At 64.8% G+C, this 12,778-nt stretch carries 14 protein-coding genes; 11 read left to right on the forward strand and 3 right to left on the reverse strand.

The window, feature by feature from the left end; translation table 11 throughout:
• Positions 1–6: 6 nt before the first annotated feature.
• Together prmC and AAE021_RS02985 are read left to right on the forward strand one after the other, a co-directional pair.
• Entirely contained in the window at positions 7–903 is an 897-nt protein-coding gene (gene prmC, locus AAE021_RS02980; protein ID WP_342024183.1) for a peptide chain release factor N(5)-glutamine methyltransferase, read from the forward strand.
• Entirely contained in the window at positions 900–1,565 is a 666-nt protein-coding gene (locus tag AAE021_RS02985) for an L-threonylcarbamoyladenylate synthase (RefSeq protein WP_425362439.1), read from the forward strand. The genes prmC and AAE021_RS02985 overlap by 4 nt, the downstream gene beginning before the upstream one ends.
• On the opposite strand, the gene AAE021_RS02990 is transcribed toward AAE021_RS02985, so the two are convergent.
• From AAE021_RS02990 to AAE021_RS03000, 3 genes are read right to left on the reverse strand one after another with little or no spacing between them, the layout of a single operon-like run.
• Complete coding sequence (locus AAE021_RS02990; protein ID WP_342024184.1) at positions 1,562–2,572, reverse strand: NAD-dependent epimerase/dehydratase family protein; 1,011 nt, start codon at positions 2,570–2,572, stop codon at positions 1,562–1,564. The two genes, AAE021_RS02985 and AAE021_RS02990, sit on opposite strands and share 4 nt — an antisense overlap.
• On the reverse strand, positions 2,569–3,543 hold the full coding sequence (locus AAE021_RS02995; RefSeq protein WP_342024185.1) for a glycosyltransferase: 975 nt from the start codon (positions 3,541–3,543) through the stop codon (positions 2,569–2,571). Before AAE021_RS02995 ends, AAE021_RS02990 begins: the two co-directional genes overlap by 4 nt.
• On the reverse strand, positions 3,543–4,439 hold the full coding sequence (locus tag AAE021_RS03000; protein ID WP_342024186.1) for a glycosyltransferase family 2 protein: 897 nt from the start codon (positions 4,437–4,439) through the stop codon (positions 3,543–3,545). Before AAE021_RS03000 ends, AAE021_RS02995 begins: the two co-directional genes overlap by 1 nt.
• A gap of 157 nt (positions 4,440–4,596) precedes the next feature.
• Here AAE021_RS03000 and AAE021_RS03005 point away from each other — a divergent pair, with 157 nt between their 5' ends.
• From AAE021_RS03005 to atpA, 9 genes are all read left to right on the forward strand, one after another.
• Positions 4,597–6,531, forward strand: coding sequence for a nucleoside-diphosphate sugar epimerase/dehydratase (locus tag AAE021_RS03005; protein ID WP_342024187.1), 1,935 nt, complete (start codon positions 4,597–4,599; stop codon positions 6,529–6,531).
• Positions 6,531–7,529 carry a UDP-phosphate glycosyltransferase gene (locus AAE021_RS03010; protein ID WP_342024188.1) on the forward strand — a complete coding sequence of 333 codons (999 nt, stop codon included), beginning with the start codon at positions 6,531–6,533 and terminating at the stop codon, positions 7,527–7,529. Before AAE021_RS03005 ends, AAE021_RS03010 begins: the two co-directional genes overlap by 1 nt.
• 115 nt (positions 7,530–7,644) lie before the next feature.
• The gene (locus tag AAE021_RS03015; protein ID WP_342024189.1) at positions 7,645–8,154 is read left to right on the forward strand and encodes a hypothetical protein; all 510 of its coding nucleotides are present in this window, start codon (positions 7,645–7,647) and stop codon (positions 8,152–8,154) included.
• Entirely contained in the window at positions 8,147–8,416 is a 270-nt protein-coding gene (locus tag AAE021_RS03020) for an AtpZ/AtpI family protein (protein WP_342024190.1), read from the forward strand. Before AAE021_RS03015 ends, AAE021_RS03020 begins: the two co-directional genes overlap by 8 nt.
• A gap of 79 nt (positions 8,417–8,495) precedes the next feature.
• Positions 8,496–9,302: a F0F1 ATP synthase subunit A gene (atpB, locus tag AAE021_RS03025; protein WP_342024191.1), complete on the forward strand. Its 807-nt coding sequence runs from the start codon at positions 8,496–8,498 to the stop codon at positions 9,300–9,302.
• Between the two features lie 83 nt (positions 9,303–9,385).
• On the forward strand, positions 9,386–9,598 hold the full coding sequence (locus tag AAE021_RS03030) for a F0F1 ATP synthase subunit C (protein ID WP_342024192.1): 213 nt from the start codon (positions 9,386–9,388) through the stop codon (positions 9,596–9,598).
• A 42-nt stretch (positions 9,599–9,640) separates the two neighbouring features.
• A complete protein-coding gene (locus AAE021_RS03035) occupies positions 9,641–10,189 on the forward strand; it encodes a F0F1 ATP synthase subunit B (protein WP_342024193.1) in 549 nt (182 codons plus the stop codon).
• Positions 10,189–11,004, forward strand: a complete 816-nt coding sequence (locus tag AAE021_RS03040; RefSeq protein WP_342024194.1) for a F0F1 ATP synthase subunit delta — start codon at positions 10,189–10,191, stop codon at positions 11,002–11,004. The genes AAE021_RS03035 and AAE021_RS03040 overlap by 1 nt, the downstream gene beginning before the upstream one ends.
• 102 nt (positions 11,005–11,106) lie before the next feature.
• Complete coding sequence (gene atpA, locus AAE021_RS03045; protein ID WP_342024195.1) at positions 11,107–12,744, forward strand: F0F1 ATP synthase subunit alpha; 1,638 nt, start codon at positions 11,107–11,109, stop codon at positions 12,742–12,744.
• Positions 12,745–12,778 lie beyond the last annotated feature (34 nt).

The following is a 12,778-nucleotide window of genomic DNA, read 5'->3' on the forward strand; positions in this document are numbered from 1 at the left end:
CTGGTGATGGAATCCACCACACTGGCGGCGGCCCTGCGCGAGGCCGCCGCCATCCTGGCCGGGGCCGGCGTTCCCACACCCGCGGTTGACGCCGAGCTGCTGGCGGCCCACCTGCTGGGAGTCTCCCGCGGCCGGGTCAAGGCCCTGGCGTTCACTGACGCACCGGTGCCGCCCGGCTACGGGGAACTCGTCGCCGAGCGTGCGGCCCGCATTCCGCTGCAGCACCTGACCGGCACTGCGTCCTTCCGCTACCTGGAACTGCAGGTGGGCCCGGGCGTCTTTGTGCCCCGTCCCGAGACCGAAACGGTGGCGCAGCTGGCCATCGACGCCGCCCGCCGGTTTGAGGCGGACGGCACCGCGCGGGTTAAGGTTGTGGACCTGGGGACCGGATCAGGGGCGATTGCCGCCGCCCTGGCCACCGAGGTTCCCGAAGCCGAGGTCCACGCCGTGGAACTGAGCCCGCTGGCGCTGGCCTGGGCACGGCGGAACCTGGACCCGCTCGGAGTGCACCTGATGCACGGGGACCTGCGCACGGCACTGGCGGACGCCAACGGAACGTTTGACGTGGTGGTATCCAACCCGCCCTATGTCCCCGAGGATGCCGTCCCCAACGAACCGGAGGCCGCGGTGCATGATCCGGCCATGGCCCTGTACGGCGGAGGCCGGGACGGACTGGAACTGCCGCTTGCCGCAGCCCGGACCGCTGCGCGGCTGCTGCACACCGCCGGCTACTTCGTCATGGAGCACGCCGAGGTGCAGGCCGAGCGGATCGCGGCGCTGCTCGCCGAAGAGCCGTGCTGGCAGGACGTTGCAACCCACACAGATCTTAACGGCCGGCCGCGGGCAACCTCCGCGGTGCGCACGGCACATCCCCCCTACGACAAAGGACAGATTCAGGCGTGACTACCACCTATGACTGCACGGAACCGGACGGCCTGAGCGAGGGCCTGGCAAAAGCGCATCAGGCCATCAGTGCCAAGCAGTGCGTGGTGCTGCCCACCGACACCGTTTACGGCATTGGGGCCGACGCCTTTTCACCGCAGGCAGTGGCCACCCTGCTCGCTGCCAAGGGCCGCGGCCGGTCGATGCCGCCTCCCGTGCTGATTCCCCGGATGCAGACCATGGATGGGTTGGCCGTGGACATTTCCGCTGATGCCCGGGCCCTGGCCGAGGCGTTCTGGCCGGGTGGACTGACACTGATCTTCCACTCCCAGCCGTCCCTGACCTGGGACCTGGGGGATACCCTGGGCACCGTGGCGCTGCGGATGCCCGATGACCGCATCGCCTTGGATCTGCTGGCGCTGACCGGACCGATGGCGGTTTCCTCGGCCAACCGCACCGGAAACCCCGCGGCCCAGACCGCCGCCGAGGCGCGGGAACAGCTGGCCGAATCCGTGGAGGTCTACCTCGAAGCCGGAGCAAGGCCGGAACAAGGCGCGGACGGGGTCCCCTCGACCATCGTTGACGCCACATCGGACATCCTGCGGGTGGTCCGCCTGGGCGCCATCAGCCTGGAGCAGCTGCAGGCCGTTGTCCCCGGAGTCCAGGGACCGGACGAAAGCTAGCGGCCGGCCGGTTCCCGGACCCGCTGGGAGCGCAGGACTTCCTGCACCCGGGGTTCGGGAACGTTGCCGGTGGACTCGGCCCAGCCCGGCTCCTGCCGCTGTCCGAACCACATCATTTCCAGCCGGCGCAGGGGTCCATGCAGCCGTTCGCCGGCCAGGGACGAGAGCCGGTAACCGCACCACAGCGCGCTGCGACACAGCCACGCGGGCAGGCGGACCGGCCTGCGCCCGCCCGCGGCTTCCAGCACTCCCGCCACGGTGGAGCGTTCCCACGGCTGCAGCACGACGGCGGGAACCCCGCCGTCGTGCTGCCCCACCGTGATGATGAACTGCACCAGCGAGTCCACGGAACTGACCGGCGACGGAGCCGACCCGGCTCCGGCCACCGAGGACAGTGGTGACGCCGCGAGCCGGGCGAGCGTGGCCGTGGTGGGCCTGCCCGGCCCCTGAACCGAGGTGGCCCGGATGGTCACGGCACTGCATTCCCCGCCGGCACGGGCAGCCAGCGCGCGTTCGCCGAGGGCCTTGGACCGCGAATAGGCGGAAAACGGCTGCACATAGCTTGTTTCGTCGAGGAACGGGCGGTGGCCCTGGACGGCGGCGCTGCTCAGGTGCACAAACCGCCGCAGCCCGGCATCATCCGCCGCATCGGCAATCAGCACCGGCAGCAGGGAGTTGGCGCCGCGCAGGTCGGGAGAATCCGTTCCGCCCGGTGTGGCAAGGCCGGCCGCGTTGATGACCACCTCGGCGCCGGCGAAGGCGGCAGCCAGGCTGGAGCGGACCCCGGCAAGCGCTGCGGCCTCGGCCAGGATCCCGGCGGGGTCACCGGCGGATGACTGCAGCCGCGGCGCGGGGACAGCCTTGACCGTGATTCCGGCCGCCGTCAGGCCCGAACAGACCCGCCCGCCGATAAAGCCGGTGGAACCCAGCACCACCCAGACCGGGGGTCGGGGAGTGGGGGACTGAAGATCCGGGGTTTCCTGCGGGGACGGGAGGTGCTGCGTCAAACCTGGTTCCGATCGTGGTGGGAAGTGTCCTTCAGCGGCTGGATGGGCTGCCAGGACGTGTCGTGCATGATGCGCCGGCTTTCGCGCCAGCCGCGCCACAGGCTGCCCACACCGGAAATGCGGTGTTCCACGGCGATGAGCCGCAGGACCTCCTTGGCGGCCGTCAGCGCGGTGCCCAGGGCAAACCCGGCGCGGTGGTATCTGCCGTGCGCCAGGAGGTACTGGGCGGTATGGCCGCGGTTGCGCATGGAGTAAAAGCGGCTGAGGTCGCTCGAGTCGTTGAGGTGGCGGATGCCAAGGTCAATCTGCTTCTGCGGGCGGACCTTCTGGAGCACAAAATCATTGACATACGTGACGTCGGTCAGCTGCGATGCAAGCCACCCGTAGATCTCGTCGTCACCGTTGATGAAGTAGCGTGCGTCCGGCAGCCCCATCCGGCGGACCAGGTCCGCGGAGATCAGCATGCCCTCGAAGCAGCCCACGTTGGTGGAAAAAACCGGGGAATCCCGGAAAACGTTGCCGCGGATGGGGATGTGGATGCCCAGGAACGGCAGGAAGCGGTGCTGCCAGAAGAACGGGTTGCCGGCGTCGTCCAGCCGCCGCCCGTGAATGCACTCATACGTTCCGGTCCACTTGGCCAGGGCCGCGGCGGCACCGGGGAGAATGACGACGTCGTCGTCCATCACCCACAGCCAGGAGGCGCCCTCGGCGATGGCGCGCTCCACTCCGGCCGCAAACCCGCCGGCGCCGCCGGCATTGACGGTCAGGCGCAGGTTGACCACCGGCACGGCCAGCCGTGCCGCAGTGTCAGTGATGGCTTCCTGCGTGTCGTCGGTGCTGGCGTTGTCCACGACGATGATCCGTTCCGGTGCCGGATCCATGGTGGCCACCGAGTCCAGCAGGCCCCGCAGGTAGCGGGAGCGGTTGAACGTGGTGATGACGAGTGTCAGCGCGGGGTTGTCCGTCCTCATCAGAACCCAAAGTCCGACGGCGGGCCGAACCGGCCGCGCATGCCGGAGGCGTAGGCGCGCAGCCAGGAGGCAAAGCCGCGCGGGTCACGGGTTTTGGCAAAGTGGACCGGGTAACCCACGGCGTCGGCGGCGAAGGAACGCAGGCGCTTGTATTTCCAGGTCAGGTGGCCGCGGTTGCGGTAAAAGTAGAACTGTTTGAAGGCATTTTCCGGAACCAGCACATGCAGCCGTTCCCCCGCCACCTGCTGGACCTCGCCCCAGGCCGCCGGATGGGTCAGGGCAACGGAGGTGACGGTGCCGAAGCGCACGCCGGCCCGGCGCAGGCGGATCATGAAGTCGGTTTCATCACCGCGGATGAAAAGCCGCAGATCCGGCAGCCCGACGCGGAAGAACACGTCGGCGCGGATCAGGGCGCCGTTGAAAAAGTGCCCGACGCCGGGGATGAAGCCCAGCTTCTCCACCTCGGCGCGGTCATGGGTCAGCTTGCCGTTCAGTCGGAAATGGAAGGAGAGCGTGTCCGGATGCCCGGGGGCGACCACCAGCGGCAGGACCACATCCATGTTTTGTTCCCGGGCGGCCTCCAGCAGCGCTGCCAGGCAGGTCGGATCCTCGGGGTGGGCGTCGTCGTCCATGATCCAGATCCAGTCCGCGCCGGAGGCCAGGGCCGAAAGGATGGCCAGCGAGAAACCGCCCGCACCGCCCAGATTGGTCTTGGAGCGGATGTAGGTGACGGGCGCCGCGGACGACTCAGCGATATCCTGAACCGGAGTGTTCCCTGAATCCACCAAGGAAACTGACGTAATGTTGCCGGTCTGGGCAGCCAAGGAGCCCAGAAGCACTGCAACGTCATCGGGACGGTCGAAGGTTACTGCTGCTACGGCCACTGAGTCCGGCAAAATGATCCTTTCGAGGCAACCCGGATGAGCGGCACAAGCCGAACGGAGAAGGGTGTGCAGTTAGAATGCTGATGAGTTTCCAGTCTATTACACCGGATTCTTCTGAACTGTGTTGCAACCACCGAGAAGAGAACCGGGGAACTACCCGTTGAGGATTATGAGGCAGACAAGCACTGACGAGCGCGGTCCTTCGCGCGACGAAAAACCTGCGCTGTGGCTGTGGTCCCAGTACATTCTGGATTCGCTGGCCTGGATCGTGGCCATAGTCCTGGCGCTGGTTCTTCGCTACGAGCTCACAGTGGACCAGATCAACCCCGGCGGTGTAGCGGTCTTCTGCGGGGCCGCGGTGCTGGTGCAGCTGATCGTTGGATATTCCTTCGCGCTGTACCGCGGAAGGTACAGCTTCGGAAGTTTCCACGAGATGCGCCTCCTGGCGATCGTCACCCTGGTGGTGGCAGCCATCCTCGTCATGGTCAGCGCACTCTTCGGACTGACCATCGACATTCCCCGCAGCACCGGAATGATCGCCTTCCCGTTTGCCTGCCTGTTCATGGCCGCCATGCGCTACCTCAAGCGGATGTATGTCGAAGGCAAGGCCCGCCCGGGCGACCAGGCGCAGCGCACCCTGGTGTACGGCGCCGGTTTCCTGGGCAGCTCGCTGGTCACCCGCATGATGAAGGACCCAGAGTCTCCGTACTACCCGGTGGGGCTGATCGACGACGATGCGGCCAAGAAGCACCTGCGCCTGGCCACCGTGCCGGTGCTGGGCAGGCTGGATGACCTCCGTGAAATTGTCCAGCGCACCCGCGCCACCGTCCTGGTGATCGCCATCGCCGACGTCGAGGCCCGCCAGGTGCGCGAAGTCACCGACCACGCCAACGGACTGAACCTGAGGGTGCTGGTCCTGCCCCCGCTGAAGGACATGCTGAGCAAGGGCGCTGCAGCCGGCCTGACCGACTTCCGCGAAGTGGCGGTGGAGGACCTCATTGGCCGGCGCCCCGTGGACATCCATGTGGAGGAAGTGGCCGGGTACCTGACCGGGCGCAAGGTGCTGGTCACCGGTGCCGGCGGTTCCATCGGCTCCGAACTGTGCCGGCAGATCACCGCCTTCGATCCCGCCGAGCTGATCATGGTGGACCGGGATGAGACCGGACTGCAGCTGACGCAGCTGTCCATCACCGGCCATGGCCTGCTCAACGGCAAGGACACCGTCCTGGCGGACATTCGGGACTCCGCAGCCCTGGAGGAAATTTTCGCTGACCGGCGGCCCGACGTCGTTTTCCATGCCGCCGCACTCAAGCATGTTTCGCTCCTGGAGCAGTACCCGCAGGAGGCCTGGAAGACCAACGTGCTGGGAACCGCGAACGTCCTGCGCGCCGCCAAGAAGGCCAACGTCAAGTACTTCGTGAACATCTCCACCGACAAGGCGGCCAACCCCACCACGGTGCTGGGACACTCCAAGCGCGTAGCCGAGAAGCTCACCGCGTGGATGGCCGGAAGCACCGGCGAACGCTACGTCTCGGTGCGGTTCGGCAACGTCATTGGCAGCCGCGGATCCATGCTGCCGCTGTTCACCGAGCAGATCCGCCAGGGCGGCCCGCTCACCGTGACGGACCCGGAAGTAACCCGCTTCTTCATGACCATCCCCGAGGCCTGCCAGCTGGTGATCCAGGCCGGTGCCATTGGCCGCGGCGGCGAAGTGCTGATCCTGGACATGGGGGAGCCGGTCAAAATCCTCGACGTTGCGCGGCGCATGATCGACATGTCCGGCAAGGACATCGAGATTGTCTTCACCGGCCTGCGGCAGGGCGAAAAACTGCACGAGATCCTGGTGGGCACGGGCGAAGACGATTCACGGCCGCTGCACCCGAAGATCTCCCACACGGCAGTGGACGAGCTCAACCCCTCGGACCTGCGGTTCGAGGACTGGCTGAAAAAATGCGGCGTGGATTCCCACGGCGGGCTGCTGCCCCCGGTCACCGGGATTGGTGATGTCCGCGCTCCCGCCGCCGGCACCGGGGGAGCGGCCAACAGCGGCCATGCCGACCTGCGCCCGCTCAGCGGCGGCGCCGCGGAACGGCGGACGGGCTGATGCTGCTGGCCCTGTGCACGGGTGCGGCGTTCCTGGCGAGCCTGCTGCTGCCGTTCGGATTCATTCCCCTGCTGCGCCGGCTCGGCGTCCTGGACATACCGAATGAGCGGTCATCCCACACCAAGGTGGTGATCCGCGGCGTTGGCGTGACCATCGCCGCCGGCGTCCTTCTGGGGCTCGCGCTGTCCCTGCTGACCGGACTGGTTGCAGTGGACCGGTCCATCGTGCTCATCCTGGCCGTGCTGATCGCTGCGGCGTCGCTGCTGGGCTGGATCGAGGATTTCCGGGGACTCTCCGTCCGGGTCCGGGCCGGCCTCCAGCTCCTCCTGGGAATCCTGGGCACCGCAGCCCTGGTCTGGACCATGGAGCAGAGCTACTGGTGGGTTCCGGTGGGGGCGCTTGCCATCGCCGGGTACATCAACGTGGCCAACTTCATGGACGGCGTCAACGGCATTTCCGGACTGCACGGCATGGCCGTGGGAATCCTGTATACGGTGGGCGGCGTGCTCGGCGACCAGGCCTGGATGACAGCCGCCGGTGCAGTCACCGCCGCCGCCTTTGCCGCCTTCCTGCCATGGAACCTGGGCCGCGGTTCGGTGTTCATGGGCGACGTCGGCAGCTATCTGCTCGGCGCGTCGGTGTCCGGTATTGCCGTGGCTGCCTTCCTGGCCGGCGTCAATGTGGAGTACCTGCTCTTCCCGGTCCTCATCTACCTGGCCGACACCTTCTCCACGCTCCTGATGCGCGTCAGCCGCGGTGAGCGCTGGTACGCCGCACACCGGCAGCACGTGTACCAGCGCCTGACCGATGCGGGACTGAGTCATCTGCAGTCAGCTGCCGTGGTCACCCTGTGCACCGTCCTCACCGGCGCGGCCGGCATCGTCGTCGCCGAAGCCGGCGCTGCGCCCAAGGTCGCCGTGACACTCTTCGCACTGGCCGTGGTGGTGCTTTACCTGCTTTCGCCGCGTATCTTTCGGCGGCAGCGCACGAGTGTGTGAGCCTGCGTGACGTGCCCGGCGGGCGCCCACTTCTATGTGCTGTAGAATTTGTACCGTCGCGGATTCCCGCGCCGCCGCTCCCACCCGCCCCGGCCCGAAGGATGTTCCAAAAGTTATGAGCCCCGCAGACGGTGCCCAGACTGGACGTCCCGTTGCCGTATCCGGACCCACCTCCAACCCTTGGCTCGCCATCTTCGGCACGTCAATGAAGTGGACGGGCCTCCTGGTTGGCGTCCTCGGAGTGGCAGCCCTGATCGCTGCCGGCACCCCGGCCCTGTTCAGCGTGCTGTTCGGCTGGGCGCTAATCATCGCCTTCAGCGGTGTCAGCCTCCTGATCGTCCACGTGGTGGGCCGCGACAATCCGCACGGCGCCATGGCCATGTTTGCCTTGATTTACATCGTCAAGGTGGTGGTGCTCGCCGTGGTGCTGCTGATGATCGGAAAGCCCGCATGGCTCGACGGTACGTGGTTCCTCACCGCCGCCGTGGCAACCGTTGTGGTGTGGCAGGCCGCGGAAATCCGCGGCTTCTCCCGGATCCGATTCCAGCTGTACGACGACGGCCCCGGGGAAACACCGCCGGCGGCACACGCGGAACCATTAGCAAAAGGGGAAAAGGATGTCTGAAAAGCCTGGCTTCGACACCGAGTCCACTTACGACTCCGGCATGCGCGTCTTCAGCTACATCATTGGCGGGATCGTCGCCTGGGGTTTGGTAGGGTGGTTTTTGGACAATCTGTTCGAAACTCAGTGGTTGGTGCTCATCGGTATTCTCTTCGGAGCTGCCGCCGGATTCTACCTGACCAAAGTGCACGGCCTGACCGGAAGCAAACCTGCGAAAGCCAGCGTCGGCCATCCAGCCCACGACCGTGAAGAAGCCGAACAGTAATGCCACAGATTTTAGACCGGGCAACTAGCTTTGCCCCGACACACACGCCCGATGAAGGACACAGCAGAGAGGAAACGCGTTGATCGCGCTTGCACTCCCGGCCACTAATGAAGGTGGATTCGTTCCGCCGGCCATTGACGAAATGCACCTCCCTGAGATTTTCCCGTGGGGCGCCGAGTACGGAACCGGTGTTGGCAAGCAGATGCTGCTGGTCTTCATCTCGGTCATCATCATCGCCGTGTTCTTTATCCTCGCTTCCCGCAAGGGGAAGCTTGTGCCGGGGCGGCTGCAGTTCCTGGGCGAATTCGGTTACGGCTTTGTCCGTAACGGCATCGCCAAGGACGTGATTGGCGAGAAGGACTTCCTCAAGTTTGTTCCTTTCCTCTTCGCGCTGTTCTTCTTCATCATCGTCAACAACATTTACGGAGCCATTCCGTTTATCCAGTTGCCGAGCTTCTCCCATCCGGGCGGAGCCTACCTGCTGGCCGCGATCGTCTACTTCACGTGGATCGGTATCGGCATCAAGAAGCACGGTATGAAGTACTTCGTGATTGCCACCGTTCCTTCGGGCGTGCCGTGGTACATCCTTCCGGTTTTGGTACCGATCGAAATAATCTCCAACTTCCTGGTCCGGCCGATCACGCACAGCCTGCGTCTGTTCGCCACCATGATGTCCGGACACCTGATCATCATGCTCGCCGGCGCCGGCATTGAATACCTCCTGGTCCTCCAGGACAACATCCTGCTCCAGGCCTCTTCAGTGCTGGTGCTGGGCGGCGGTATCGCCATGTACATGCTTGAAGCGCTGATCATGGTGCTCCAGGCCTACGTTTTCACCCTGCTGACCGCCATTTACATCCAGGGCGCGCTGGCGGACGATCACTAAGCTTCCCTTCCGGGAACCCAAGCTTCCCTTCGGGGAAACCCCAAGCAACCTGCCCTCAGGGCATCTTGAAAGGAAAAATGAACATGGAAATCACGGGTAGCCTCAACGCAATCGGCTATGGCCTCTCCGCTATCGGCGGCGCCATCGGCGTGGGCCTTGTCTTCTTCGCCTACATCAGCGGCGTTGCACGCCAGCCGGAGGCACAGCGCGTCCTCCAGCCGATCGCCTTCCTGGGTCTGGCACTGACCGAAGCACTCGCTATTCTTGGTCTGGTTCTCGCGTTTATTCTTGGCTAATCCCAGCCGACCGACCAACCAAGCAGATAGGACGGGTGAATTATGGATCAGGTAGTTCTGTTGGCAGCCTCTGAAGGCACCAACCCCCTGATTCCCAACGTCTGGGAAATCCTGGTGACGGGAGTCAGTTTCGCCATACTGATGTTCATCGTCGTCAAGTTTGTGGTTCCCGCCTTCGAGAAGACGTACGCGGAGCGCACGGAAGCCATCGAAGGCAACATTGCCAAGGCCGAGGCCGCCCAGGCCGAGGCCAGCGCAGCGCTGGACGAATACAAGGCGCAGCTTTCCGATGCCCGCGCCGAAGCCAACGCCATCCGTGAAGAGGCACGCGCCGAAGGCGCTCAGATCCTCGCGGACCTGAAGGCCAAGGCAGCTTCCGAGTCCGCTCGGATCACTGAGCAGGCACACGTGCAGATCGCTGCAGAGCGGCAGGCGGCTGTCACGTCGCTCCGCGCTGAAGTGGGCACGCTGGCAACTGAGCTGGCTGGACGCATCATCGGCGAAACGCTCGAGGATGACGCCCGCGCTGCACGCGTGGTTGACCGTTTCCTTGGGGAACTGGAAAACGAGAACGCAGGTGCAGCTAGGTAATGGCAGGAGTATCGAGCGAATCACTCGCCGTGGCACATGAGCAGCTGGAAGCCAAGCTTCCGCTTGCTTCGCTGTCACTGGCAGAGGAACTCTTTGGAATCCTGGGCGTCCTCGACAGCAGCGCCGGTATCCGGCGCGCGCTGACCGATCCCGCCCGTCAAAGCGATGCCAAGGCGGCGCTGGTTTCACAGCTGGTACGCGGCAAGGTTTCGGCTCAGGCCGAGACCATTGTGGCGGATCTGGTCTCCTCGCGTTGGCGGTCTCCGCGTGACTTGGGTGATGCGCTCGAGGAACTGGCTGCCACTGTTGTTTCAGCAACGGCAGAAAACAGGGGATCGGGCCTTGCCGGTCTCGACTCCCTGGAAGATGACCTCATCCGGTTCAACCGGGCGGTAGCTTCCAGCCACGAGCTGCAGCGGGCACTGTCGGAGCCACAGGCATCGCCTGAGGCAAAGATCGCCCTGGCCGAGAAGCTGGTGCCCGGGGCAAGCCCCGAAGCACTGGTCCTCATCCGCCAGGCAGTCACGCATCCGCGTGGCCTGAAGCCCAGTGCCCTTGTGGCACGCTTCCTGGAGCTCGTCGCCGGGCGCCAGAAGCGCTGGATCGCCGAGGTTCGGGCCGCCCGTCCGTTGACCCAAGAGCAGCTTTCGCGTCTGCAGTCCTCTCTTAATGGACTCTACGGCCGTGAGTTGAAGATCAACGCCGACGTTGACCCGTCACTGATCGGCGGCGTGCGGATCGCAGTGGGGGACGAGATACTGGATTCATCAGTAGTTTCCCGTCTGTCCGACCTCCGTCGGAAGCTCGCGGTCTAACCGTCCCCCGGGACGGCAGGGACCAGTTCAAGATCATTTGAGAATTAATCACGGTCATCGGCACCAAGCGATGATCACAACACAGGAGAGCAGGGACTGCAGATGGCCGAATTGACCATCAACGCCGACGACGTCCGTAATGCGTTGAACGAATTTGCGGCGTCCTACGAACCCGGAAACGCAGAGCGCGTCGAAGTTGGCCGCGTAACTACCGCCAGCGACGGCATTGCCCGTGTGGAGGGCCTGCCCTCCGTCATGGCAAACGAGCTGCTTCGGTTCGAGGACGGCACACTGGGCCTCGCCCAGAACCTTGACACCCGCGAAATCGGTGTCGTTGTACTCGGCGATTTCGCCGGGATCGAAGAAGGCCAGGAAGTTCACCGCACCGGTGAAGTCCTGTCCGTACCTGTCGGGGACAACTTCCTCGGACGGGTTGTTGACCCGCTGGGCGAGCCGATGGATGACCTCGGCCCGATCGAGGCTGAGGGACGCCGTGCACTGGAACTCCAGGCGCCGGGCGTAACCCAGCGTAAGTCGGTCCACGAACCGCTCCAGACCGGACTCAAGGCCATCGACGCCATGATTCCGATCGGCCGCGGCCAGCGCCAGCTGATCATTGGTGACCGCAAGACGGGTAAGACCGCCATTGCCGTTGACGCCATCCTTAACCAGAAGGCCAACTGGGAATCCGGCGACGTCCAGAAGCAGGTGCGCTGCATTTACGTAGCCATCGGCCAGAAGGCGTCCACGGTTGCTGAAATCAAGCGGACCCTCGAAGACCGCGGCGCAATGGAGTACACCACCATTGTTGCTTCGCCGGCGTCGGACCCCGCAGGCTTCAAGTACTTGGCTCCCTACGCCGGTTCGGCCATTGGCCAGCACTGGATGTACGGCGGCAAGCACGTCCTGATCATCTTTGATGACCTGTCGAAGCAGGCTGAAGCCTACCGCGCCGTATCCCTGCTGCTCCGGCGCCCGCCGGGCCGCGAAGCATACCCGGGCGACGTGTTCTACTTGCACTCCCGCCTGCTGGAACGCTGCGCGAAGCTGTCCGATGACCTCGGCGCCGGTTCGATGACGGGCCTGCCCATCATCGAGACCAAGGCCAACGACGTCTCGGCCTACATCCCGACCAACGTCATCTCCATCACCGACGGTCAGATCTTCCTGCAGTCGGACCTCTTCAACGCCAACCAGCGCCCCGCCGTCGACGTCGGTATTTCCGTGTCGCGCGTCGGTGGTGCCGCTCAGCAGAAGGCCATGAAGAAGGTCTCCGGTACGTTGAAGCTGGAACTGGCCCAGTACCGCGACATGCAGGCATTCTCCATGTTCGCTTCGGACCTGGACGCAGCCACCCGTCAGCAGCTCACCCGCGGTGCGCGCCTGATGGAACTCCTCAAGCAGGGTCAGTACGCTCCGTACCCCGTTGAAGAGCAGGTTGTTTCCATCTGGGCCGGCACCAACGGCTACTTGGACGATGTTCCCGTGGAAGATGTGCTCCGCTTTGAAGGCGAGTTCATCGACCACCTGAAGCACAGCACTTCGGTGCTGACCACCCTGGCGCAGACGGGCAAGCTTGAGGATTCCACTGTGGATGAACTCAAGAAGCGCGTAGTCGCGTTCAAGGAAGGGTTCTTCGGCGAAGGCGACAACCACATGGTTGCTGCCGGCCACGAAGAGCACTCCGCCCTGGGCGAAGACGCTGTTGACCAGGAAAAGATCGTCAAGCAGAAGCGCTAACGCCTTTGTAGTTCCGCGTCCGGGCCCCTCAGGG

The organism is Arthrobacter citreus (assembly GCF_038405225.1).
Lineage (GTDB): Bacteria > Actinomycetota > Actinomycetes > Actinomycetales > Micrococcaceae > Arthrobacter_B > Arthrobacter_B citreus_A.